Source organism: Arthrobacter sp. UYCu712 (genome assembly GCF_040547005.1).
GTDB lineage: Bacteria > Actinomycetota > Actinomycetes > Actinomycetales > Micrococcaceae > Arthrobacter.
Genome location: NZ_JBEPOZ010000012.1, coordinates 103,111 through 125,293, shown reverse-complemented (window position 1 = coordinate 125,293; position 22,183 = coordinate 103,111). Strand labels below are relative to the sequence as shown.

22 protein-coding genes and 1 pseudogene are annotated in these 22,183 nt (G+C 62.4%); 11 read left to right on the top strand and 12 right to left on the bottom strand.

The window, feature by feature from the left end; all coding sequences use genetic code 11:
- Positions 1-155 precede the first annotated feature (155 nt).
- Both ABIB51_RS13610 and ABIB51_RS13605 read right to left on the bottom strand, forming a co-directional pair.
- Positions 156-656 (bottom strand): RNA polymerase sigma factor, encoded by a 501-nt coding sequence (locus ABIB51_RS13610; RefSeq protein WP_354188848.1) that lies wholly within the window; start codon positions 654-656, stop codon positions 156-158.
- Positions 657-706: 50 nt separating this feature from the next.
- A pseudogene (locus ABIB51_RS13605) lies at positions 707-1,180 on the bottom strand (glycine dehydrogenase (aminomethyl-transferring)); the annotation flags it as partial.
- A gap of 406 nt (positions 1,181-1,586) precedes the next feature.
- On the opposite strand from ABIB51_RS13605, the gene ABIB51_RS13600 reads away from it, so the two are divergent.
- Together ABIB51_RS13600 and istB are read left to right on the top strand one after the other, a co-directional pair.
- Entirely contained in the window at positions 1,587-1,982 is a 396-nt protein-coding gene (locus tag ABIB51_RS13600; RefSeq protein WP_354188830.1) for a Mu transposase domain-containing protein, read from the top strand.
- Positions 1,979-2,737, top strand: a complete 759-nt coding sequence (gene istB / locus ABIB51_RS13595) for an IS21-like element helper ATPase IstB (RefSeq protein ID WP_354188828.1) — start codon at positions 1,979-1,981, stop codon at positions 2,735-2,737. The genes ABIB51_RS13600 and istB overlap by 4 nt, the downstream gene beginning before the upstream one ends.
- Positions 2,738-3,368: 631 nt before the next feature.
- Here istB and ABIB51_RS13590 read toward each other — a convergent pair.
- Positions 3,369-3,710: a metal-sensitive transcriptional regulator gene (locus tag ABIB51_RS13590; RefSeq protein ID WP_354188826.1), complete on the bottom strand. Its 342-nt coding sequence runs from the start codon at positions 3,708-3,710 to the stop codon at positions 3,369-3,371.
- 969 nt (positions 3,711-4,679) lie between these two features.
- Between ABIB51_RS13590 and ABIB51_RS13585 the strand changes: the two genes are divergently transcribed.
- The 3 genes from ABIB51_RS13585 (at position 4,680) to ABIB51_RS13575 (ending at position 7,455) form a co-directional block, all read left to right on the top strand.
- Complete coding sequence (locus ABIB51_RS13585; RefSeq protein ID WP_354188824.1) at positions 4,680-5,465, top strand: DUF8832 domain-containing protein; 786 nt, start codon at positions 4,680-4,682, stop codon at positions 5,463-5,465.
- A 73-nt stretch (positions 5,466-5,538) separates the two neighbouring features.
- The gene (locus ABIB51_RS13580; protein WP_354188822.1) at positions 5,539-6,069 is read left to right on the top strand and encodes a carboxymuconolactone decarboxylase family protein; all 531 of its coding nucleotides are present in this window, start codon (positions 5,539-5,541) and stop codon (positions 6,067-6,069) included.
- A gap of 66 nt (positions 6,070-6,135) precedes the next feature.
- Positions 6,136-7,455 carry an MFS transporter gene (locus ABIB51_RS13575; protein ID WP_354188820.1) on the top strand — a complete coding sequence of 440 codons (1,320 nt, stop codon included), beginning with the start codon at positions 6,136-6,138 and terminating at the stop codon, positions 7,453-7,455.
- 304 nt (positions 7,456-7,759) lie between these two features.
- Here ABIB51_RS13575 and ABIB51_RS23250 read toward each other — a convergent pair whose 3' ends face one another.
- From ABIB51_RS23250 to ABIB51_RS13550, 5 genes are all read right to left on the bottom strand, one after another.
- The gene (locus ABIB51_RS23250; RefSeq protein ID WP_502916133.1) at positions 7,760-8,020 is read right to left on the bottom strand and encodes a metal-sensing transcriptional repressor; all 261 of its coding nucleotides are present in this window, start codon (positions 8,018-8,020) and stop codon (positions 7,760-7,762) included.
- Between the two features lie 139 nt (positions 8,021-8,159).
- Positions 8,160-8,414: a YHS domain-containing protein gene (locus ABIB51_RS13565; RefSeq protein WP_354188816.1), complete on the bottom strand. Its 255-nt coding sequence runs from the start codon at positions 8,412-8,414 to the stop codon at positions 8,160-8,162.
- Positions 8,415-8,446: 32 nt separating this feature from the next.
- Entirely contained in the window at positions 8,447-10,765 is a 2,319-nt protein-coding gene (locus ABIB51_RS13560) for a heavy metal translocating P-type ATPase (RefSeq protein ID WP_354188814.1), read from the bottom strand.
- 71 nt (positions 10,766-10,836) lie between these two features.
- Positions 10,837-11,841, bottom strand: coding sequence for a DUF8832 domain-containing protein (locus ABIB51_RS13555; RefSeq protein ID WP_354188812.1), 1,005 nt, complete (start codon positions 11,839-11,841; stop codon positions 10,837-10,839).
- On the bottom strand, positions 11,838-12,050 hold the full coding sequence (locus ABIB51_RS13550; protein WP_354188810.1) for a heavy-metal-associated domain-containing protein: 213 nt from the start codon (positions 12,048-12,050) through the stop codon (positions 11,838-11,840). The genes ABIB51_RS13555 and ABIB51_RS13550 overlap by 4 nt, the downstream gene beginning before the upstream one ends.
- Before the next feature lie 104 nt (positions 12,051-12,154).
- Here ABIB51_RS13550 and ABIB51_RS13545 point away from each other — a divergent pair, with 104 nt between their 5' ends.
- From ABIB51_RS13545 to ABIB51_RS13530, 4 genes are all read left to right on the top strand, one after another.
- Positions 12,155-13,339 carry an FAD-dependent oxidoreductase gene (locus tag ABIB51_RS13545; RefSeq protein ID WP_354188808.1) on the top strand — a complete coding sequence of 395 codons (1,185 nt, stop codon included), beginning with the start codon at positions 12,155-12,157 and terminating at the stop codon, positions 13,337-13,339.
- Between the two features lie 125 nt (positions 13,340-13,464).
- On the top strand, positions 13,465-14,001 hold the full coding sequence (locus ABIB51_RS13540; protein WP_354188806.1) for a carboxymuconolactone decarboxylase family protein: 537 nt from the start codon (positions 13,465-13,467) through the stop codon (positions 13,999-14,001).
- Positions 14,002-14,012: 11 nt separating this feature from the next.
- Positions 14,013-14,360, top strand: coding sequence for a thioredoxin (trxA, locus tag ABIB51_RS13535; protein WP_354188804.1), 348 nt, complete (start codon positions 14,013-14,015; stop codon positions 14,358-14,360).
- Between the two features lie 249 nt (positions 14,361-14,609).
- Entirely contained in the window at positions 14,610-15,854 is a 1,245-nt protein-coding gene (locus ABIB51_RS13530; RefSeq protein ID WP_354188802.1) for an MFS transporter, read from the top strand.
- A 687-nt stretch (positions 15,855-16,541) separates the two neighbouring features.
- On the opposite strand, the gene ABIB51_RS13525 is transcribed toward ABIB51_RS13530, so the two are convergent.
- The 3 genes from ABIB51_RS13525 to ABIB51_RS13515 all read right to left on the bottom strand — a co-directional run bounded on the left by ABIB51_RS13525 (position 16,542) and on the right by ABIB51_RS13515 (position 19,371).
- Positions 16,542-17,009, bottom strand: a complete 468-nt coding sequence (locus ABIB51_RS13525; RefSeq protein ID WP_354188800.1) for a hypothetical protein — start codon at positions 17,007-17,009, stop codon at positions 16,542-16,544.
- Positions 17,010-17,339: 330 nt separating this feature from the next.
- Positions 17,340-17,837 (bottom strand): universal stress protein, encoded by a 498-nt coding sequence (locus ABIB51_RS13520; RefSeq protein WP_354188798.1) that lies wholly within the window; start codon positions 17,835-17,837, stop codon positions 17,340-17,342.
- A 103-nt stretch (positions 17,838-17,940) separates the two neighbouring features.
- Entirely contained in the window at positions 17,941-19,371 is a 1,431-nt protein-coding gene (locus ABIB51_RS13515; protein WP_354188796.1) for an MFS transporter, read from the bottom strand.
- A gap of 297 nt (positions 19,372-19,668) precedes the next feature.
- On the opposite strand from ABIB51_RS13515, the gene ABIB51_RS13510 reads away from it, so the two are divergent.
- Positions 19,669-20,127, top strand: coding sequence for a GNAT family N-acetyltransferase (locus tag ABIB51_RS13510; protein ID WP_354188794.1), 459 nt, complete (start codon positions 19,669-19,671; stop codon positions 20,125-20,127).
- 604 nt (positions 20,128-20,731) lie between these two features.
- On the opposite strand, the gene ABIB51_RS13505 is transcribed toward ABIB51_RS13510, so the two are convergent.
- Positions 20,732-21,019 carry a hypothetical protein gene (locus ABIB51_RS13505; protein ID WP_354188792.1) on the bottom strand — a complete coding sequence of 96 codons (288 nt, stop codon included), beginning with the start codon at positions 21,017-21,019 and terminating at the stop codon, positions 20,732-20,734.
- A 646-nt stretch (positions 21,020-21,665) separates the two neighbouring features.
- Here ABIB51_RS13505 and ABIB51_RS13500 point away from each other — a divergent pair.
- Positions 21,666-22,073, top strand: a complete 408-nt coding sequence (locus ABIB51_RS13500) for a helix-turn-helix domain-containing protein (RefSeq protein ID WP_354188846.1) — start codon at positions 21,666-21,668, stop codon at positions 22,071-22,073.
- Positions 22,074-22,183 lie beyond the last annotated feature (110 nt).

Below are 22,183 nucleotides of genomic sequence, written 5' to 3'. Positions count from 1 at the left end.
AGTGAATTTACGTCTTGTCGTGCTCACAAGAACACCTTCCCGCAGAATCCAAGGATCCCGCTACTTCAGGTGTCCACCAACAGAGGTTAACCCCAGTGCCGGTCAGGGTCGTCAGGGCGTGGACATCAGAAGTGTTGGGGTAGGGGTGACGGTGTTCATCGGGGGTCTCCTTTCAAGTTCACGCCCGCGAATAAGTGATGGCGCCGCAAAGACTTGATGCCATCGGATGCGGCGCGGCGGGCCGCGTCCGTGGACCCGCCGATCAGTTCGGCGATCTCCCCGTAAGCCAGCCCACCAAGATAGTGATATGCGACCGCTTGCCGCTGTTTCGGGGGTAGGGATTTCACACTCGCCCAGATTTCCATCTGGTCGTCGGGCTGGCCCAGCGACGAGGCCGGCTCGGGCAGTTCGTTGGTGGGTATCGCGTGCCGGGACCGACGCCGGGTGACATCGATGGCCTTTCGGTGCGCCACGTGCACCAGCCACGCCTCCACTTTCGTGGCCTCCGGCATACCCGGCCAGGCTTCCATCAGGTCTAGGAATGTTTCCGCCCAGGCATCATCCGCATCCGTGTGTGACCCAAGGACTGCGCGGCATACGCGCAGCACCATAGGACGATGCACGGTCACGGCTTGCTCGAAGGGTTGTTTCATCATCACCCAGTAGACGCCTCAACAACATCAAACGTGAGATGCGGGGGTTCAACAGCGTATTCCTCGGCAGTCACGCCGGTCTTGGCCGTGAGCTCGCGCAGTTCCAGGACGCACTCGTGGGCGGCCACCAGTCCGCCCTCACCTGTGTAGAGCACCGGGAAGGAGTCGTTGAGGCGGGCCGCGATGTAGTTCGCCGCGAGCAGCGCGGACTTGGTGGCCTCGGTCAGGCCCCGGCCGCCCATGAGCTTGACGTAGGCCCAGGAGATCGGCAGCACGCCGGAGGAACCATAGCGGGAAGCGGAGATCGGGGGGCCGTCGGCGCCGTCGGACGGGTCGGCCGCGTTGCCCGGCATGAACGGTGCCAGGTGCGCCTTGGCCGCAACGGGGCCGCCGCCGCCGTGCGGGATGCAGAAGGTCTTGTGCAGGTTCAGGTGCGAGACGTCGCCACCGAACATGCCCGGCTGGGCAAGCCCAACGAGGGCGTTGAGGTTGGCACCGTCGATGTAGACCTGGCCGCCGGCGGCGTTGTGGGGAGTTGCATGTCCACGGCGGCGCCGGTGAGCTGCACTGCTCTCCGGACCCGGTGGATAATTCATGAGCATTCCTGCCCAGGTCTGGGAGCGGAGCCGTTCAAAGTCCGGCCTTACCCTGAATGGGTCCACGAAAGCGGTTAGGAGCGGACCCGGGGTGCGATGGCCTCGGAAGCTTCCTGCACCTTGGCTTCCCTGCGTCGCCGCCGAGTTGGGCGGCTTCGAGGACGAAGTGCTTCATTCCGGTGACTCGCCTGACCCATTTACCCCTAGGGGGTATGTGTATAGTGGCTAAAGTATCGATGGGGGTATCAAATGTCAAGCGGGTTGGCACAGAGGAGGCCGGTACTCGCGGTCCCGCCACGGCCGTCCTGATGAGCTGATCGTCCTGGACCGGGAGAGGATGCGGGAACTGCCGCCGGTGACCCCGGAGGCGGTGTTCCGCAACGCGGTGCGGCTGCCACGGGATTACTACGTGCGGGTGTTCTCCAACGACTATTCCGTGGACCCGTCGTTCATTGGGCGGATCGTGGATGTCACCGCCGATCTGGACACCGTCTGGGTCACCCATGACGGCGTCATCATCGCCACCCACGTCCGGGCATGGGCCCGTCACCTCGTCCTGACCGATCCCGTCCACGTGGCCCGCGCGGCGGTCATGCGCCGTGATTTCCGGACCCAGCGGGTGCACCGCCCCGAACCCGAAGAAGCAGTGCAGGTGCGGGATCTGGCCGCCTACGACGAGATCTTCGGCATCGACCTCGGCCAGCAGCCGGCCCTTCTGGAGGCGGCTTCATGACCGGGACACCGTCACAGATCGAGTACTACGCCCGGGCTCTGCGCGCACCACGGATCAGCGACGGCTTCCGCCGCCTCGGGGACCAGGCCAGAGACGCCGGCTGGTCCCATGAGGAGTACCTGGCAGCGGTCCTCTCCCGAGAAGTCTCCGAACGCGAAGCCTCCGGAGCCGCGACCCGGATCAAGGCCGCGAGATTCCCGGCCCACAAGGACCTTGAGGAGTTCAACTTCGACCACCAGCCCTTCGCGGACCGGAACCTCATCGCGCACCTGGGCACCGGGGTGTTCCTCTCCGAGGCCAAAAACGTGGTCCTGCTCGGGCCACCCGGCACGGGCAAAACGCACCTCGCGGTCGGCATCGGCATCAAGGCAGCCAAAGCCGGTCACAGGGTTCTCTTCGACTCCGCCACCGGCTGGGTCGCCCGGCTCCAGGACGCCCATTCCCGCGGGAAACTTGCCCAGGAACTGGTCAAACTCCGCCGCTACAGCCTCCTGGTGGTCGACGAAGTAGGCTATATCCCGTTTGACCAGGACGCGGCGAACTTGTTCTTCCAGCTCGTCTCCAGCCGCTACGAACACGCATCCATGATCCTGACGTCCAATCTCCCGTTCGCCCGCTGGGGCGACGTCTTCGGGGACCTGACCATCGCCTCGGCCATGATCGACCGGATCGTCCACCACGCCGACGTCATCAGCCTCAAAGGCAACAGCTACCGGCTCAAAAAACACCAACCCGACGCCAGTACGGCACAATAGAACCACAACCCCGTGGCCCCGTTTTCAAATGGCACTATTGGCCCTATTTTCGGTTGGCGTTAACAGCCGTGATGGCGGACAGTGAGGCGATGGACGCTCGACTGGAAGTCTGCACCGTTCTGGGACGCGCGGGTTGTATCCCTTCTGGGACGCGATGAAGAAGCAGTCAGCGAAGCCAAACAACTGCTTGCCGCCTCCACTGACCCGTTCCGCGCCCTGCTCGTTCTCGCTTACACCTACCAACGGCTGTATCGCTGGCGGGACGCTGCCCAGGTGCAGGAACGGCCCCTCCGCGCTGCACGCACGAAATTCAAGGACGCCCCGGTCCGCCATCAGATCGGGCGGCTTTTGAACGAGGGCCTTTACCCCGCCGCGGCCGAATTCGAGGGCGCTGCTGACCTGTTTCAAGCTGCCGGACGTCCCCGCGGCCGTCACCTCCTACAGGACACGGGAACAGGCGCGGAAGGCTCACCAGCAAAGCCGGTTCCCGGACTAGAAATACTGATTTCCCGGCAACGGGACAGCCTTACCGGGCGCATACCCGCGCAACGACGAGTGAAAATGAGGGGCACAAGAAGCGCAGGCCCGGGCACTGCAAATAAACTTCATGCGGGGCCGGAACATAAGCATTTTAGGCGCGAACGAAGCGGGCGATTGCTTCTGTGGCTTCCTGCATTTTGGCCAGTCCAGCCTCATCACCGAGCTGTGCTGCATCCAGGACGCAGTGCTTCATATGATCATCCAGCAATCCCAAAGCTACGCCGCGCAAAGCGGCTGTCAGAGCTGAGACCTGGGTGAGAATGTCAATACAGTACTGCTCTTCATCAACCATCCGGGCGATGCCCCGGGCCTGGCCCTCGATACGCTTAAGGCGAGCCAGGTAACGCTCTTTGTCGGTGATATAGCCGTGGGTCGTGTGGCATTGCTCGTCGTCCTTGGACGCGGCAGGCAGTCTGGTGGTGGATGGAGTCATGGTTTTCCTTTGGGTGTGACGGGCAAGGGAGATCCTGCGCCCCTGAGGGAGTGCGGGTCCTGCAGAATTCGGGCGGTGGCATCGGCCGCACACCGGAGCAGGCAGCCCGCCGCCCAGCCCACCACTTTACTTACAGGAGCGCTTAGCAGGCCAACGCCGGTCACCACAGTTTCGCTGGATTTCATGTGCCTCCCTCACCTATACCCCCTAAGGGTATAGGATCCCGGCGTTGAACTCAAGGCATCGCATTGACTGGCAAATTACCTCCGCGAAGGGGAAAGATTGTCTCATTAACAGTCCCTCCGGTCGGTCGGCAGTTATCGGGCGAGGTGATGGGGGTTACGCCGGATGAAGGCGATTGATGGCTCAACAAGGTCGTTGAGCTGAACGATTGGCACCGTAATTTTGTCCGAGCGGTCTTGCACCCCCCGCGGATACCTCTGAGATTCGGCGACCTCTCTGCAGAGCGAATTCCTCTGGTGCTCACAAGGTGGTCCAAAAGAGCTGGGGAGGCACCGGCCCCAGGGGGGAAGGGCCGGTGCCGGCGTTGGGCTGGCTAGAGGGTGGCCAGCAGGTCTTTCATTTCCCGGGGCCGGCATCCTGGGAGCTGACGATGTACCTGGCCGAGATGGACCGATTCAGCGTTGCCGTCGGTGGTTCACTTTGCTTACGGGAACGCTTAGCAGGCCACCATAGTTTCACTGGAATTCAAACGCCACCATACCCCCTAAGGGTATCAGCTCTAAACCCCGGCTTGCGTAATTTGCAGCTGACGCGCCCAGGCTTGATGGTCTGTCGAAGCAAACCTTGCCAAACGTACCCCCGGGGGGTATGCTCGGCCAGTGGTACCCGGCAGGGGTATCAATGGAGCGACAGACGGAATGCAGAGGCGAACACGATATGACTACAAGTCGTAGCCAGGGTCACGGCGGGCATGAGGGCCACCGGCCTGCCCCGCCCGGAGGCCTTTTGGTTTCCGAGTACGGCTACACCCTGGACCTGGACGCCCACATTCGCAGCAGGGGCGCTCAGGCGGTTAGCTTCCGGATCTTCGGCCCTGACGGGCAGGCGGTGACCGAGTTTGAGGCCGCACACGAGAAAGAGCTGCACTTCATCGCCCTTCGACGCGACACCACGGGCTTCCAACACGTGCACCCGGTGATGGACACGTCGGGGACGTGGAGCACTGACCTGGATCTTACCCCCGGCGTCTGGCGGTTCTTCGCAGACTTCCATCCGGCAAGACACGGTCAGCCCATGACGCTGGGCATTGATGCATCGGTCGCCGGAGAGTATGACCCGCAGCCGCTGCCGGAGAACACCCCGACGACCGATGTCGGGGACTACACCGTCACCCTCAAGGGTACGCTCGCCTCTGGTCAGGCGAGCGAACTCACCTTCAACATTCAAAAGAACGCAAAACCGGTAACCGACCTGCAGCCCTACCTGGGTGCCTACGGGCATCTGGTGGCGATCCGAAGCGGCGACCTGGCATACCTTCACGTGCACCCGGAGGGAGAACCCGGTGATGGCACGACCAAGCCCGGCCCGGACATCTCCTTCATAGCGGTCGCTCCGTCAGCGGGGTCCTACCGCCTGCACCTGGATTTTCAGCACGAGGGCATCGTCAGAACCGCACAGTTCACGGTGCCGGCCGCCAGAAGCACCCATGGTTCAGAGCCCGCAGTCGACCTCAACCCGGCAGGGCCGTTGGAAGAACCGGATCACCACGGCGGTCACGGGCACCGCGCCTAACCCACAGTCGGTGGCCGGACGGCCGGCCGATGTCAACACCAAGATTTACGCTCTTGAGCCCAAAGGATCCAGCATGTCCCGTTTTGCCCGACTCACACCCGCCACAGCAGTTGGCGCCTCCCGTGATCTGCTCTCCGATCTGGTCTCCCGTCACGGCCAGGTCGGCGACATGGTCTCGCTCATGGCACACTCCCCCGCAGTCCTGAACGGCTATCTTCAACTCAGTCGGGCCATGAAACGCGCCAAGCTCAACCGCAAGATCAGCGAACGTATCTCCATCGCGGTCCAGGTCCAGCAAGGCTGCGGGCTGTGCCTCGATTCACACGTAAGCGCAGCCCGCGCCCACGGAGTCGATGCGGAGGAGATCGAACTCGCCCGCGCGGGCACCTCCTCAGATCCCGCTATCGCGGCGATCATCACCCTCGCGCTTCAGATCTACCGTCAACCAGCGGCAATCACCGACGAGCAGATTAACGCGCTGCGCGGCCACGGCTACAGCGACCGCGAGATCGCCGACGTCGTCGGCATCGTCTCCCTAAACATCCTCACCGGAGCTTTCAACCTCGTTGCCGGGCTTAGACCACTTCCCCAGCCGGTCCCCTAGGGACCCTTGATCCCACTTGGGGGCGCCTAAGGTAAGGCCCCCTACTGCATGGATGAAAGGAACACCATGCGTTTGTTCGCAATCCGCGACTACCGTTATCTTTTCAGCGCCCAGATCATCGCCCTGTTCGGAACCGGGCTGGCAACTGTCGCCCTCGGTCTGCTCGCCTACGAGCTCGCCGGCCCGCGCGCCGCGGCGGTCCTCGCCACCGCCCTGACCATCAAGATGGTCCTGTATGTAGTAATCGCACCACTCGCTGCTGCCTACGTCGATCGGCTGCCCCGGCGAGCGTTTCTGATCACTCTCGACGTGGTGCGCGCCGCAGTTGTCCTCGCGCTGCCGTTCGTCACCGAGGTCTGGCAGATATACGTCCTAATCGGCCTGCTCCAGTCAGCCTCCGCGGCGTTCACCCCGACGTTCCAAGCTGTGATTCCCGACATCGTGACCGACAAAGCCGCCTACACCCGTGCTCTGTCCGCCTCCCAGGTCGCCTACACCATGGAGAGCCTAATCAGCCCCGTGCTCGCTGCAGTCGCGCTGAGCTTCATGACCTTCAACTGGCTCTTCCTGGGCACCTCCGCCGGATTCGTCACCTCTGCCCTTCTCGTTATGGCAACACACATCCCCAATGCCCGTCCCAGTGCCCACGCCAAGGCATGGGACAGGGCTGCGGCAGGAATCAAAACGTTCGCGAGGACCCCGCGGCTACGCGGGATCATGGCCCTGAACCTGGTGGTCGCAGCGGCGGGATCGATCGTGATCGTCAATACCGTCAACTACGTCCGCGACGAACTCGGCGGCTCCCAGTCGGACGTGGCGTGGATGTTCGCGGCCTCCGGCGCTGGAACTCTGCTGTCCGCCCTCGCGCTCCCGCGCGTGCTCGACCGGATCCCCGAGCGCGCCGTCATGATGACCGGCGCTGCAGTTCTCGTTGCCGGAACTCTGGCAGCGCTCACACTCAACGCGGCAGGGCTCCTGACATGGGCCGCCACAGCGATAACCTGGGCAGTGATCGGCAGTGGTATGGCGATGATCGTCACGCCAACAGGCAGGGTCCTTCGCGCTTCGGTTGAATCGAACCGGATACCCGAGGTCTTCGCAGCCCAATTCTCGCTGTCCCACCTTGCCTGGCTGGTCACCTATCCCATCGCCGGCTGGCTAGGCACGAACTCGGGCTTGACCCTGACCTGGTCCGTCCTGGCGATCCTCGCCCTGGCAGGCGCCGCCGGCGCCTTTTTCCTCTGGCCTCGCGACGATAGGCATGACGCCGTGACCACAGCCGCTGCACACCCACGACAGGTGCCAGAAGTGAACACCCTCACGGAGACGGAGGTGGACGAAGGCATTCTGGCTGCGGGCCAGTGCGCTTGCGTCCGCATTTCCTGAACGAAATACGTCAGATTCAAAAGCCTAAGACCCTGAGTCGACAAAAGCGGCATTCCCGCACTTACCGGGGTCAGCGTGCTTAGGCCACCTCGGTGAAGCGCTGCACATCAGCGGTTCAACAGCCCGCAATGGGATCCAGTGTTTCGCCCGTGGTCAGTCCTACCGGCCACGCACACAGCCGAAAGTCCCGGCTTCGATGGTTCAGGAAGTCTGAGTGCCGACCTGACTTGCGCTGCCGTTACAGTTTTAGCCGCCGCTAGCACCGGGCGTACGAGTGACGTCGCCCGGATTGGGGTTGGAGGTGCTAGCCGAGCCTGAATCGATTGCTGAATGGCAACGGTTTGGGCGTGATGACCATAGCCGTTTCGCAGACAGCCCGACGAGGTCCTCGCCCAGAGTGCCGGGCCGGTGCTGTGATCAGGGCGGAGACCTGGGTGAGAATGGCCACCCGGTACTGCTCGCTGTCGATCATCCCGGCGACTCGACGGACCTGACCCTCAACTCGTCTGGGGGGGGCGCGACGTTGCCGGCCTTGTTGCGGGTGTACCGCTGGCTTGCGAAGCATGCGGGCTCTGTCGTCCCAGTGGTTTAGCGGGCCGTGGATACGATGGCGTACATAGCGGCCTCCTGTCGCGGGTGGTAAGCCTTGGGCGCGGTGACTATAGGTCACCGCGCCCAGAGTGCGTTCTTGTCGCCGAACTGTGTCAGTCGGCGGTTGCGTATTTGGCCGGGTCGGCGTCAAAGGCCGGTCCGCAGCCTGCGCAGCAGAACCAGTAGCGCTTGCCTTCGTAGTCGCGGAAGAGGCCGGTGGCCTCTGCAAGAGCCTTGACCACAGGGGTGCCGGCCATGACCGGGCAGGTAGTTACGGCATCGTTAGCCTGTCCGGGGCCTGTGGTGAGGGTCAGCTCCTCGGTCTTGCTGTCGTTAGGGGTGTTGTCGGTGCTGCAGCAGCTTCCCATGGGGGTTCCTTTCGGAGGGTGGGGTTGTGGGTTTAGGCGTCGACCGGCTGCCGCGCACGAGAGTGCTCGGCGGCCGCTGACGTGTTGCCCGCCTGGCTCTTGAAAGAGCGCAGACGGAGACTGTTGGAGACCACGAAGACGCTGGAGAACGCCATCGCGGCTCCGGCGAGCATCGGGTTGAGTAACCCGAGGGCGGCCAACGGGATCGCAGCCACGTTGTAGGCGAAGGCCCAGAACAGATTGGTCTTGATCGTGCTGAGGGTTTTGCGGGCAAGCCGGATCGCATCTGCGGCCGCCCGCAGGTCTCCACGGACCAAGGTGAGGTCCGCGGCTTCGATGGCGACATCGGTGCCGGTTCCCATTGCCAGGCCCAGGTCGGCCTGGGCCAGGGCAGCGGCATCGTTAACACCATCACCGACCATGGCTACGACTTTGCCCTGCTTCTGCAGGTCCGTGACAACGCGAACCTTGTCCTGCGGCAGGACTTCGGCGATGACCTGTTCAATCCCTACCTGGGCGGCGACCTGTTCAGCGACTACCCGATTGTCGCCCGTGAGCAGCACCGGCGTCAGGCCCAGGGCGCGGAACTGTGCGATGGCCTCGGCGCTGGTGTCCTTGATCGCATCAGCGACGGTGAGCACTCCGCGGACCTGCCCGTCCCAGGCAACGACCACGGCGGTCTCCCGGGCCGATTCGGCCTGTGCTTTGACGCGGGCCAGGTCTGCGGGCATGGTCAGGGACCAGTCTTCGAGCATGGTTTCGCGTCCAATGATGACCAGATGTCCATCGACGACACCCTGCACGCCGCGTCCTTCGACGTTTTTAAAGGATTCCGGGGTGGGCAGGTCCCCGACGCGTTGGGTGGCGCCGCGGGCGATGGCCTGGGCGATGGGGTGTTCCGAAGCGTCCTCAAGCGCCCCTGCGACGCGGAGCAGTTCGCTCGTGTCGGTGCCAGGTGCGGTGTGCACGCCTTGCAGGGTCATCTTGCCGGTAGTGACTGTGCCGGTTTTGTCCAGCAGTATGGTATCGACCTTGCGGGTGGATTCGAGCACTTCCGGGCCCTTGATCAGAATGCCCAGCTGGGCCCCGCGGCCGGTACCCACCAGCAGTGCGGTCGGGGTGGCAAGGCCCAGGGCGCACGGGCAGGCGATGATCAGCACGGCTACGGCGGCGGTGAAGGCTGCCGTCACCGGGAACCCTGCACCAAGCCAAACCGCCAGTGTGCCAACAGCGATGGCGATCACGATGGGCACGAACACTCCGGAAATCCGGTCTGCCAGCCGCTGGACTTCGGCCTTGCCGGACTGGGCGTTCTCAACGAGCTGGGCCATTTGCGCCAGCTGTGTGTCCGAACCGACCCGGGTGGCGCGGACGACTAAGCGGCCTCCGGAGTTGACCGTGGCGCCCGTTACCGTATCCCCTTCTCCGACTTCCACCGGAACGGACTCGCCGGTGAGCATGGATTCATCGACGGCGCTGCGGCCGCTGACAACGACGCCGTCGGTGGCAATTTTCTCGCCGGGACGAACGATGAACTCATCACCGACCGATAGCTGGTCGGTGGGAATGCGGATCTCGAAGCCGTCGCGCAGTATGGCCACGTCCTTGGCGCCCATCTCCAGCAGGGCGCGCAGCGCCGCGCCGGCCTCGCGCTTGGATCGCTTCTCAAAGTAACGTCCCGCCAAAATGAACAGGATTACCGCCGCACCCACTTCCAAATAGATGTTGCCCGCGCCATCGGTGGGAGCAACGGTCAGTTCGAAGGGGTGTGTCATTCCCGGTGTTCCGGCCGTGCCGAAGAACAGGGCATAAAGGGACCACAGGAACGCCCCCGAGGTGCCCATGGAGATCAGGGTGTCCATGGTCGCGGCACCGTGGCGCAGGTTGGTATAAGCGGCCTTGTGGAAGGGCCAACCGGCCCAGAGGATCACTGGAGCGGCCATCGCCAGGGACAGCCACTGCCAGTAATTGAATTGCAGGGCGGGGATCATAGCCATCGCGATAACGGGGATCGCGAGTACGGCGCTGCCGATAAGCCGGTGTTTAAGTGACGTAAGTTCGGCGTCGGGCCGGTCGCTGTCTTCCCCGCCCTGCTGCTGTTCCCGCCGTGCGCTGGGCAGGGCTGCGGTGTAACCGGTCTTCTCCACCTCAGCGACAAGGTCCTGAGGATCATATCCGGCAGGGGCGGTGATACGTGCTTTCTCGGTAGCATAGTTCACCGAAGCGATGACGCCATCGAGCTTATTGAGCTTGCGTTCGATCCTGTTGGCGCACGAAGCGCAGGTCATCCCGCCAATCTCAAGTTCGATGTCGATGCCCGGCACCTGCTGGAAGGCCGCGGTTTCAGACATTGGATACTTCTTTCTCCCCACGCGGGTCCTGACCTGTCCGGCCGGGGTCCTGGGGGATGGTAGGGGGTGGGTCAGTGATCGCCATGCCCGTCGTCAGCTGCGCTGTCGGTGGGAGTGCTCCCGGGGGTGACCGTTGCGGAAGGCTCCGATGCTGGCGTCGGGACTGGCGCTGATCCGGTGGTGTCCAAAACGAACCGGGCGGAATGGACTTGCCCGTCGACCTGGAAATCGAAATAGAGGTAGTAGCGGCCAGGGGTCGGAGCGGTGGTTGCGAATTTCACTTCGGGCCCGGAGACTTCACCGTTGACCGGTTCAGCACCTTCAGGGTGGGTGTGCAGGTAGGCTAAGTCCCCCGCACGCAGCGCCACCAGGTGCCCGTAGGCCCCCAAGTAAGGCTGCAGGCTGGTCACCGGCTGGCCGTCGCGGCTGATACCGACCGTCAGAGCCGAGGCCGATCCGGCCTTCAGGCCACCGTTCAGGGAGACCTGAAACCCGTGGACTTCATCCTTGACGGACATTTCCGGGGCTGCCGGGTCAAAGGCCCCGGCTACGTCCACGGTCCGGGTCAGCGTCACGCCCTCACCGGCCCCGGCCGGCACCACGTCGGCGTAAATCCGGTACGTGCCTGCCGCTTCCCACTGCCACGGCAGCGACCAGCGCCCGGCCTCGTCCATCACCGGGTGCACATGACGGTAATGGGATCCGTCAGAGCGCACCACAATCAGGTGGACCTGCTTTTCGTGCGAGGTCTCAAACTGCGTCACGGGGGACCCTTCAGGTCCGGTGATCGTAAACGCCAGCTCCCCGGCAGTTCCGATTGCCGCGGGGGCGGAGATTCCACCGAGCAGGTAGCCGTCCCGCTCGGCGGTGACGCCCTTTACCGGGGACCCGGCCACGGCGCCTACAGCCGGCGCCGAGTGTCCGGCACCGGCGTGTCCACCGGAAGAATCTTCCGCGGACCGTGCCCAGGCAGTTACTGCCTGGTCCGGCACTACGGCTCCTGCTGCTGCGAAGGCGCCGGTGAAGACCACGGCGAGTCCCGCTGCGTACGCGCCCAGTCGTCCGGCTGCGTTCATGCCGACCGCACCCCGTGGTAGCCGGCCGTTTGAACAGCTGCCATGACAGCGGCGTCGTCAACGGTTCCGTTGCCATTGACCACGAGCTTGCCGGTTTGGTGGCTGACCTCTACGGACTCGACGCCGGGCACTTCCTGGACTTCTTCGCGAATGGACATCTCGCAGTGACCGCAGGTCATGCCGGTTACCTGGAATTCAGTGGTGACCATGGTCTTCTATTCCTTTCATTTATACCCCTTGGGGGTATGTGTATAGTTGCTAAGGTACCCATGGGGGGTATCAAAGTCAAGCAGGCTACAGCTAGGAGACTGGAATGAATCAGCGGGGAATGGTCATTGTTGGTGCGGGAGCAGCCGGAATGAGCGCAGCAACTACACTGCGGGCCGAAGGCTTCAAAGGGCCGGTGACGCTGATCAACGGTGAGCCACACCAGCCCTACAACCGGACCATGGTCAACAAGGGGGTCCTGCCAGGCCTGCTTACAGTTGAGCAGATTACCCAGCCTGGAGTCCGTGCGCTGGGAGGTGATCTTGTCCAGGCCCGTGCTGCCGCTGTGGATACCGACAACTCAGTACTTATCTTGGAGGACGGCCGCAGCGTGCCGTACGCGGCCCTGATCGCATCGACGGGCAGCGCCCCGCGCCCGGACCTCCGGATGTCGGCCGCCCCTGACCGGCTTTTCCACCTTCACACAGCAATTGACGCCGCACGGTTGCGCAAACAGCTCGGTAAGAACCCATCGAGCAAGACGGTCACGGTTCTGGGCGCGGGCTTCATCGGTGCCGAAGCCGCCAGCTTCCTCGCCGAAGCCGGCGCCCGCGTTCACCTAATCTCTCGATCCGCTTTGCCGCTGGCCGCTGCGCTGGGGACACGAATCGCCCAGCAAATCGCCGAACTCCACCGGCTGAATGTGAATAGCTACTTCGGTCAGGACATCACGGAACTCAGCGCCGAACCAGCTTACATACGCGCCACGCTCAGTAACGGTCAAGTCTTGGAATCCGACCTTGTCGTCATTGCCCACGGCACGGTGCCCGGCTCGGCGTGGATCACTAAGGGTGACAAGGGAATCGGCGTCGACTCCCGCCTCCGGGCCCTTAGTCACGAACGCGTCTATGCCGCTGGCGGTGTCGCCCTTCACACCACCAGCGTCGGGCAGCTCTACCGCATCGACCACTGGGATGCGGCCGTCGCCCAGGGCGCCCACGCCGCGCGCGCAGTTCTGCATGACCTCACCGGCGCACCCGACCCCGGCCCTTACACCCCCGACACCGGGTTCACACTCACCGTCCACCGGCATGCCGCGGCCGCTTACGGTACGATCTCGCCCGGCAGCCAGGAGCGTCAGCTCGAAACCGGCGATCCCGATGCGGTGCTGACCAGTTTCCACGAACCCGGTGGCGCCATGACAGCGGTGGCCGGACTTGGTGCCTTCAGCGAGCTGCTCGCCGCGCGAAGCGAGATCGCCATCCCTGTCTCTGATGGGATCCCTTGCTGATCAGGACACCGATGACGTTCGCGACCTCACCTCAAGCCTCCGCTGCCCAGCGGCACTCGCCCCTTCACCGGAAAGACGACGACCCTATGAACCGTGCTGGAGAGCCGGTGAGCCGGATGGATCCGATGACCCCCGCAAAGGCTGCGGGAGCAGCCTGGGACATGGTGACCGACGTCGTTGCCCGACAGGTAGAGCCCGGCCACATGGCAGTCACCATGGCCCTGTCCCCCACACTGCCCGAGCGCACCCGCGCACTGGTCTCGATCGCGATACAAGCCCGCCAGGAGTGCGGCCCTTGCCTGGCCTTCCACGAGTCCACTGCCCGGTCTGCCGGCGCTAACGAGGTTCTGATCGAAGCAGCCCGCCTCGGCACTTCTCCAGACCCTGCGGTCGCCACGCTGATCGAGATAGCTCTGGCCATCCATGCCAGTTCCACCACCATCATGGCCGGGCAGGTCGTAGCCCTACGCAACGTCGGATACACCAGCCGCGAGATCGCCGACGCCGTGTTGGTCATCGCTCAGAACGTAGTCCTTGGCGCGTTCCATGGCATCACCAATTTCCATGCGGACCGCGTTTCGCAGCCCCTTGGCTCCTGCCCAGACCCCGTCACCGCAAGGGCGCAGAAGCGGTCCATCCCAGCTCCATCAAACCACCGATAAAGGAGAAGACCATGTCCACCATTAACCTCACCGAACAAGATTTCAGCCGCACCATCGAAGACAACAACATCGTCATGGTCGATTTCTGGGCCAGCTGGTGCGGCCCATGCCGGATGTTCGCCCCTACTTACGAAGCGGCTTCCGTGAAGCACACCGATATCGTCTTCGCCAAGGTCGACACTGAGGCTGAACAGGCACTGGCCTCATCGGCCGGGATCACCTCCATCCCCACACTGATGGTCTTCAGGGAAGGGGTTCTGGTGTTCTCCCAGCCCGGAGCCATGCCGGGCGGTGACTTGGAAAAAGTCATCGAGGGCGTCAGGGAGCTCGACATGGCCAAGGTACGTGCAGACCGGTAAGCGCACCGGTCTGATCCGGCTGGCCGTGAAGAAGCCGGCCGCACCCCGGTCCTACCTTTCGCCAGCTCTCCCCGTACTGGCCAAGGGATGACCGGCGCCATCGGGGAATCAATCAGGAAGGTCATGAAAATGATGCATGCGCGTATCGCGACAATGGTGGAAGTTGGCCACCTAACTTTCATTGATTCGACGCTGGAAGCCAAAGGCTTGCACGTCACCCTTCGCGCAAACATCACCCGGCGGTAGCACATGTCCGCCGATACCTTCCCCGATACCAACCCCGCCCGCACTCTGCAACGGAAAGTTCTCCGCGTACTGGCCATGGCCCAGATCCTGGGAGCAATCGGCACGGGAGCCACCATGAGCCTCGGGGCGATGCTGATCACTGACGTCTCAGGCTCTTCAGCCTGGTCCGGTATGGCTATGACGATGGGGGCTCTGGGCGCTGCGCTGCTGGCGATACCCCTTGCCCGTCTGGCACAGGCCAAGGGCAGGCGTGTTTCGCTTAGTACAGGAGCGTGGATCGCTGTGGCCGGCGGGGTAACTGTGATCGTCTCAGCCACCATGACAAATCTGCTGCTGCTGCTGGTTGGCATGACACTGATGGGCTCGGGTTCCGCACTGAACCTGCAGGCACGCTTCGCCGCAACGGACCTCGCTACCGAAGCAACTCGGGGACGGGACCTTTCCCTTGTTGTTTGGTCTACAACCATTGGGGCAGTAGCCGGCCCGAACCTATTCGAGCCCGGAGAAAGACTGGGCCAGGTCATGGGGATGCCACCGTTCACCGGCGGGTTCATCATTGGCGGCATCGCGCAGCTGCTGGGCGCCGCCGTCTACCTCATTGGCCTGCGGCCGGATCCGCTGCTCACCGCAGCTAAGGCCCACAGTGCTGGGGGAGCTTCCGTGCGCCGGACTAAAAGAACTTCAGTCGGTGGTTTCAGTCTGTTGAGATCTTCACCGGCCGCGAAACGCGCGGTGCTCGCCCTGGCCCTAAGTCACGCCGTCATGGTCGCGCTCATGGCCATGACACCCGTGCACTTGACCGGACATGGCGCCTCCCTGAGCCTGGTCGGGCTAACGATCAGCCTGCATGTGATCGGCATGTTCGCGTTCTCCCCCGCCTTTGGCTACCTCACGGACAGGTTTGGCGGACGCGTGGTTGTCTTGACGGGGCAGTGCACGCTCCTTGCAGCCTTGTTGCTGACCATGCTGGGATCCGACAACCACCTTTTGGTATCGGTGAGTCTATTCCTGCTGGGCTTGGGCTGGTCGGCCTCCACTATGGCTGGCTCCGCCATGGTCAGCGCAGCGGTCGAGCCCGTTCATCGACCTCGGCTACAGGGCATTTCGGATTCACTCCTGAATCTGGCAGGAGCCGCAGGCGGCGCCGCCGCGGGCCCCATTCTCGCACTTATTGGATTCAACGGGCTAAGCACCGCCCTCATTGTCCCGGTGGCCGTGGCGGCCATAGCCCAGATGGACCGCAGATGAAAGGAAGCGCTATCCGCAGGCGCAAGGCCACGGTCCTATGTCTGCCATCGGGTGTGACGGGATGGTCACTTCGAGGGCTGTCTGCTCTTGTGCTGGGCGTTAGTGGCTGCCTGAGGATTCGCTGGCTGAACCGCTCGCCACTTCATCCAGGAAAATGGATGCCAGACCAGCCCACGGAGGGGCTGGGAGAGTACGCATCTGAAGTTCATGCATCCACGGGCCCCGGATCCAGCAGCTTCTTCAAGGTTTCTGAGCTCGCGAGGTCGTCTGTGAACAGTGATGTTCGTCTTGAACCGGAACCGTATGGTTGGCCTAAGCCGTGGTTCGCAGTTCGCGTCCGCCTCGACCACAACTTCCACCCTGGCGTTCGGCTTCTCCGCGGCCCAGTGCTGCGCGCGGGCGCGTTCCAAAATAGTCACCGTCGTAGAAACCGGAGTTCTCGACCCCAGCCAGGGGTCAGGTGCGTCGGTCAACGTCCAACTGAGCCGAGCGACTTGCGGGATCAGGTAGGACGGGCATGAGGCCCGACCTCATTTCGATTGCCACGCCCGGGAGCGTCGCTGTCCAGAAGTGCTTCATAGCGGCCCGGGCCAACCGCGTCACAGAGATGCCGACTTGTTTAGTCATCGCTGCCGGCTACAGGAGATCTACCGCATCTCCAGAACGACGACAAATTCTCTCTGATGTTTACGGTGATGACGAGACATTCGGGTGCTGCGCGCGTGCTTTGGTGGTCAGATGCCCTTGGAATTGAGGGGAGAGCGGTAGCCCGCTGGCCTGGTCAACCGGCCCAAATCCATTCGGCCCGGTGGCCCGGCGGAAGTTAGGGAATCCGGTTCCAGGAGAAGAAGGGACAGGATTCTGGAACGCGGCGGAACGGCAGCGGTCTGCCTCCGACAGTCCAGTAATGGTGGCTTCAATGTCTTCCAGGGACTGCCGGATCCATGCGAGGGCGGCCAAGTCCTCGAAGCTTTGGGCAGGGTGATTCGACGACGCCCCCAAGAGCGCAGTCAAGCGGCTGATCTTGACCGAAACTTCGAGGATCAACGGTTGAATTATTGCTTGGGATTCGTTTCGCGGTAGGTGCGCGAAGGCTCCTTTTCCAATGCCGCCGCACGAATTAGCGATCATCAATCTGCCTTTCGGATTGTTCAAGGTTTTGATACTTTCGGAAGTGCTCCCCGGTACGCCAAAAAAGAGAAGTTGCGGGTGGGTTCGGCTCGCCGTAGATCTTCCGCGCCGCTGGCACACCGGTCCGCCACCGGAATGGGTCCGCGACGCGGACAACCTGCGGTTCTGCAAGCTTGGGCATAGCTTCCGAACAGCGCAGTCAGAAACGAAACGGCAATTTCCACCGTCACTTTCTCCACGCCCCCGGTGGCCGAGTCCTTCGTTCAGCTACGAAGGGTCCGTTTACCCGCTTCAGGTTGCCGGGTCCTACATGCATTTCTGCTCGAGGATCCGGCAACCTGCCGTGGCGATTGCCTATTTCGTGTCAGTCAACACCCGGCTGTTGCGGCGAGACGAAGCCACGGCTTCCGAGGGAATCACGAGGGTTGGTCGGGTGGCATGGTGAAGGACGTTTGCCGATGTGCTTCCTAACAGGGTTGCCTTGAAACCACGCAACCCGCGGGAGCCAAGAACGATCAAATCGACGTTCTTTTCTTCGGCCGTGTCCACTATGACTTCGGATGCTGTGGCCATCGTGGAAGAGACTAGCGGTTCAACGATCAGACCGAGCCTGCGGGCCAGTTGAGCGCCATCGGCGGCAATCTGTTCTGAAACGTCAAGCGCTGCAGCGTCGAGTTCCTTTAATTCCTCCAGCGCCGGATGACCTTCCAGATGCGAGGCGAAGCCCTCCAGCGGTTGGCGGGCGTAGAGCAGTACTGCTGTAGCGCCGGGAAAGAGGCTGGCGACGGTTTGGATTGCACTCTGTGCGTTGGGTGACCCGTCGTAGGCGATTAGCAGTTTAGGGGTGGACATTTGTGCTTCCCTTCTCATCATTAGTGGTCGGACTGGTTGCGGGTGGTCTGCCTATGGGGATGACTCGGCGAGGGCGCGCCGATTCACGGCCCGTCTCGGGCCGCTACACCGAGATTGACTCGTCGGAGGCAGGGGTGGAGGCCCGTGGTTTAGTCATCGCAACGGCTGTGATCACTGCTCCCACTAGTGCAATAATTCCTGCGCCGATGAAGGCTGCGGAGTACCCCTGGGTCAGCTCGACCCGGGAGGGGTCAGTACCGGAGATGCCGTAAACGATCGCCGTGAGGGCAGCGAGCCCAAGTGCGGAGCCGATCTGATAGCTGGTGCTCACGAGCCCCGAGGCAACGCCTGTCTCGGCGGGCGGTGCCGCGTTGATCGCGGTACCGAGAGAAGGGATGAACGCCAGTGACATTCCGAGGGCGGCCAGCAGCGATGCGGGTAGAACGTCAACAGCATAATTGCCGTCAGGACGGACGAAGGAAAGCCAACCAAGACCTGCCGCCAGTACGAGGAGGCCGGTGACAATCAGCGGTTTCGCGCCGAACCTTCCCTGAAGCCGGGGTGCCCACGCGATCATGACGAGAACTACGAGGCCGGTCATCGGGAGAAGCGCGGCGCCGGCTGCGAAGGCAGTTGCGCCGAGAACCTGCTGTAGGTACAGGTTCAGGAAGAACCACATGGATACCCATGCCGCGCCCAGCAGTAGCTGGGCGGTGTTGGCGGCCCCGAGCTGGGGTGCGCGAAGCAGTCCGAGGCGCAGCAAAGGGTTGCCGCTTCGTGCCTGGATGATGAAGAAGATCGCGAGCAGGACGAGGCCTCCGGCCAGCACGCTGAGGGTGGGGAACGTGAGCCACCCGATCTCCGGGGCGTTAATAACGGCGTAGACGGTCGCGGCGAGCCCGGCTGTCACTGTGACGGCCCCGGCTATGTCAATTGACCCCGACGCCTTTCCGGCGGTTCGGGGCAGTGTCGTTGCTGTAAATGCGAGTACGAAGACCGCGATCGGTATCATGACGTAGAACACCCACGGCCAGCTCGCATATTCGGTCAGCACTCCTCCCAGGAAGACGCCTGCAGTGCCTCCGATTGGCGCCGCGGCACCGTAGACTGCGAATGCTTTGGGAAGGTCGGACGTGCCGCCAAAAAGCATCATCAGCAGAGTAAGTGCCGCTGGTGCGATCAGTGCGGAACCGGCGCCTTGGATAGCGCGGCCTGCGATCTCGAGTCCGACAGTGTTGGCTGCTCCGGCAAGCAGCGATCCCGCGATCAGGACGAGCCAGCCCAACACAAAGATCTTCCGCGCGCCGAAGGCGTCCGCAAGACGACCTCCCAGCAGGAGTAGGCCGCCGAAGGCGACCACGTAGGCGTTGAACACCCACGAGAGTGACTCAGGTGTGAACCCGAGGTCTTTTTGAATATCGGGCAGAGCGACACCGATGATCGAGGTGTCCATGATGACGACGAACTGCGCTGTAGCGATCAGCAACAGGCCGAGCCACCGCTTAGCTGGCGGTAGGGGTGGTTGGGTAGACATTTTGACTTCCTCCTGAAAACTACGGACGGTAGACGCCCTACATTACCCATACGGGGTATGGGTGCAGCTCATGGTATACCCATAGGGGGTATATGCGTCAAGCTCTTGAATGCTGCTGGAGTGACTGGCGCTTCATCACCAAAGTAAAGCCTTTTGCGGTGGTCGGCTGCGCCAAAACTTCTTCGGAGGGTTCCAGAGGAAGGGGCCGGGTTGTACCTCCGAACAGAGGGAGGTTACAACCCGTCACGCCGATGTGGAGTGCGCGGCCTCCGGGAATGAGCCGTCCAAAACAATCCGATGTCAGCAGTCCTGCGCACCCGGAGCGTTTTCCGCGTGAAGTGCGCCGCGCTCAAGTTATTTCAGGGGTATCTGAGCTTCTACTCCCAAGACCACTCAAGCGAAGCCGGCCGACAATTCGTCCAAGATCGACTCACAGCAGGTGACAGCTTGATCTACCTTGCCTTTGCCGATGAATACCCCGTCGGGGTAGCGCAGGTATACCCGACATTCTCGTCTCTTTCGCTGGCACGATCATGGGTCTTGAATGATTTGTTTGTGGACTCCGCTGCGAGAGGTTCCGGCGTGGGCCGCGCGCTTCTACGCACCATCACTGCCGAAGCAGCCGCCGCCGGTGCCGTAAACGTTGCCCTGGAAACTGCTGGGGACAACTCCCGCGCTCAAGGGCTCTATGAGTCGGAAGGATTTGTCGCCGAGACGGACTTCCGCCACTACAGCCGTCCCACAAGCCTGACGTGAGAACCGCAGGGACTGCCCCTCATGGAGCACGAGTGGCGTGTTGATCTGTTGAACACCGGTATCTGAATACCGGTAGCTTGTCAGATTCAGTCAACGCTGCGGACTGGCATGCGACCTTCACCAGGCGACCGGCTCGCGGGCGCGAGCCGACAAGTGAGTGATGTGCAGGATTTGCGTTGTGTCCGTTGCGCGAAAGGCGTGCATGGCCAAGGCCTTCAGTTCGGTCAGCCAGAGGGCTCGTGGGGATTCCGCTGGGGTGAGCGGCTCTCTCGATCGCGTGTAGCCCTCTCCCAGCGTTCCAGAATCCCTACATCCGTATCGCAGCGTCACGCCAAACTGCACTGAAAAACTCGTCCCGGGCTGCCCAGCGGTACCTGAAGCGCGCTTCGTCAGCTTTACAGAAGGTCCATTATCGGCGACTAAAGATTGGTTGGGGGAGTAACCGCGAAGAGACTGTCCTGGCGTTTTGCTCCAGTCATGCTCCGCAAGACCTCTGGGCCTCAGAACTGATCTGTAAGCTCCCGCACCACCCCGTGAGCTACCGTGCCAGCGTTAGGAAAAGATGCTGTTGTGGTGACCCACAGAACTGGGAGTGGACCGTAAGCTACTCAGCCATCCCAAAGTAGGCAACGATGGCGCTCTGAAGACCGGCCAGCTGGGCATGCGACATAGTCCACAGTCTTCCGACTTCTGGATCCTTCCTAAACGTGACCTGTACCTGGTCCGTCGAGAATATCTTTCGGTTGTTGTCCTCGACGGTGAACCATGTATCACGCATTTGATTCTTTTCCTTAGTAATAGATCTTGCCGTTTTAACGCCTTCTGCAATGGTGTGGCTCAGGTCCACGACGCGTCGGGTGTTACTTGGAGCTGTAAGAGGGAAAATTTCCATACGTACGACCCTGTCAGCCGGGTTCTGGAAAAAGTATGGGCAGAATTGCCGCGTATCAAAACGATTCTGCCGACGGCCTCTTTCACCTGTACAGCGATGGCCATGCACAACGTGGTGGCTCTGGCATTGCCGGAAGTAGTGGCATTCGATCTCGCAATACCGGCCCAAGTTTTCGGCCACGTAGACGAGCGAGAGCGGTATTCGTTCAAGGTGTGCGCCGCAGAGCCTGGTCTGGTTCCCACAACGACGGGCTACGCCATCCAAGTAACCCATGGTCTTGACGTACTTCACACTGCTGGCACTGTGGTCGTTCCGGGTTTCAGTCCGTTGGACGACCCTCCGGAAAAAGTGAGTATTGCGCTCCGCCAAGCCCGTCGTCGTGGAGTGCGAATCGTCTCCGTTTGCACGGGGCGCGTTCGCTCTGGCAGCCGCAGGGCTCCTGGATGGGAAGCGCGCCACAACTCACTGGCTGGATGCCGGACGGCTGGCCGCACTGTATCCGTTGACGACGGTCGATGCTGACGTGCTCTACGTAGATGAGGGCGGGGTTTGTACCAGCGCTGGTGTTGCCGCCGGGATAGATCTTTGCCTCCATCTGGTCAGGAACGATTTTGGAACCGAGGCTGCCAACAGAATTGCCCGCCGAATGGTCGTCGCGCCACACAGGGAAGGCGGACAGGCTCAGTTCATCGAGAATCCTGTCGCTGTCCCGATTGGACTCTTCGGAGCGACTTGTTTGTGGGCTCGGAGGAACCTCTCCAGCCCTATATCGGTCGGAGACTTGGCTGGCCATGCCGGATGGGCACCGAGCACGTTTGCCCGGCGGTTTCTGGCGGAAGCGGGCGTGACACCGCTGAGGTGGCTAACGGGGCAACGGATGGCGGAGGCCCGAAGGCTCCTTGAAGTCAGTGATCTGACCGTGGAAGCCATTGCCCGCCGTTGTGGCCTCGGCACTTCGACGAACATGCGGCTGCATTTCATGCGCGAGCTTTCAATGACGCCCACCAGTTACCGGCGACTGTACCGTGCGGATCTGGCCCCTGGCCGTACTTAGTCCTGCCGGTGCTGTACTAACAATGTTGCCGTAGTCGTTCATGGCCATTACCGCCTTCCTCGGCCGCGAGAAAGCTTCGACTGTCCTCGGCCCTGATCGCCGGAAGGACC

What these genes read in the sequence shown, in the direction of transcription:
- ABIB51_RS13560 (WP_354188814.1), bottom strand. Translation starts at nt 10,765, where the DNA reads ATGTCTGAAACCGCGGCCTTCCAGCAGGTGCCGGGCATCGACATCGAA.
- ABIB51_RS13510 (WP_354188794.1), top strand. Translation starts at nt 19,669, where the DNA reads ATGTCAGCAGTCCTGCGCACCCGGAGCGTTTTCCGCGTGAAGTGCGCC.
- ABIB51_RS13545 (WP_354188808.1), top strand. Translation starts at nt 12,155, where the DNA reads ATGAATCAGCGGGGAATGGTCATTGTTGGTGCGGGAGCAGCCGGAATG.
- ABIB51_RS13600 (WP_354188830.1), top strand. Translation starts at nt 1,587, where the DNA reads ATGCGGGAACTGCCGCCGGTGACCCCGGAGGCGGTGTTCCGCAACGCG.
- ABIB51_RS13515 (WP_354188796.1), bottom strand. Translation starts at nt 19,371, where the DNA reads ATGTCTACCCAACCACCCCTACCGCCAGCTAAGCGGTGGCTCGGCCTG.
- ABIB51_RS13520 (WP_354188798.1), bottom strand. Translation starts at nt 17,837, where the DNA reads ATGTCCACCCCTAAACTGCTAATCGCCTACGACGGGTCACCCAACGCA.
- ABIB51_RS13590 (WP_354188826.1), bottom strand. Translation starts at nt 3,710, where the DNA reads ATGACTCCATCCACCACCAGACTGCCTGCCGCGTCCAAGGACGACGAG.
- ABIB51_RS13580 (WP_354188822.1), top strand. Translation starts at nt 5,539, where the DNA reads ATGTCCCGTTTTGCCCGACTCACACCCGCCACAGCAGTTGGCGCCTCC.
- ABIB51_RS13550 (WP_354188810.1), bottom strand. Translation starts at nt 12,050, where the DNA reads ATGGTCACCACTGAATTCCAGGTAACCGGCATGACCTGCGGTCACTGC.
- ABIB51_RS13575 (WP_354188820.1), top strand. Translation starts at nt 6,136, where the DNA reads ATGCGTTTGTTCGCAATCCGCGACTACCGTTATCTTTTCAGCGCCCAG.
- ABIB51_RS13500 (WP_354188846.1), top strand. Translation starts at nt 21,666, where the DNA reads ATGGTCGTCGCGCCACACAGGGAAGGCGGACAGGCTCAGTTCATCGAG.
- ABIB51_RS13555 (WP_354188812.1), bottom strand. Translation starts at nt 11,841, where the DNA reads ATGAACGCAGCCGGACGACTGGGCGCGTACGCAGCGGGACTCGCCGTG.
- ABIB51_RS13565 (WP_354188816.1), bottom strand. Translation starts at nt 8,414, where the DNA reads ATGGGAAGCTGCTGCAGCACCGACAACACCCCTAACGACAGCAAGACC.
- trxA (WP_354188804.1), top strand. Translation starts at nt 14,013, where the DNA reads ATGTCCACCATTAACCTCACCGAACAAGATTTCAGCCGCACCATCGAA.
- istB (WP_354188828.1), top strand. Translation starts at nt 1,979, where the DNA reads ATGACCGGGACACCGTCACAGATCGAGTACTACGCCCGGGCTCTGCGC.
- ABIB51_RS13610 (WP_354188848.1), bottom strand. Translation starts at nt 656, where the DNA reads ATGATGAAACAACCCTTCGAGCAAGCCGTGACCGTGCATCGTCCTATG.
- ABIB51_RS13505 (WP_354188792.1), bottom strand. Translation starts at nt 21,019, where the DNA reads ATGGAAATTTTCCCTCTTACAGCTCCAAGTAACACCCGACGCGTCGTG.
- ABIB51_RS13530 (WP_354188802.1), top strand. Translation starts at nt 14,610, where the DNA reads ATGTCCGCCGATACCTTCCCCGATACCAACCCCGCCCGCACTCTGCAA.
- ABIB51_RS13540 (WP_354188806.1), top strand. Translation starts at nt 13,465, where the DNA reads ATGACCCCCGCAAAGGCTGCGGGAGCAGCCTGGGACATGGTGACCGAC.
- ABIB51_RS23250 (WP_502916133.1), bottom strand. Translation starts at nt 8,020, where the DNA reads ATGCTTCGCAAGCCAGCGGTACACCCGCAACAAGGCCGGCAACGTCGC.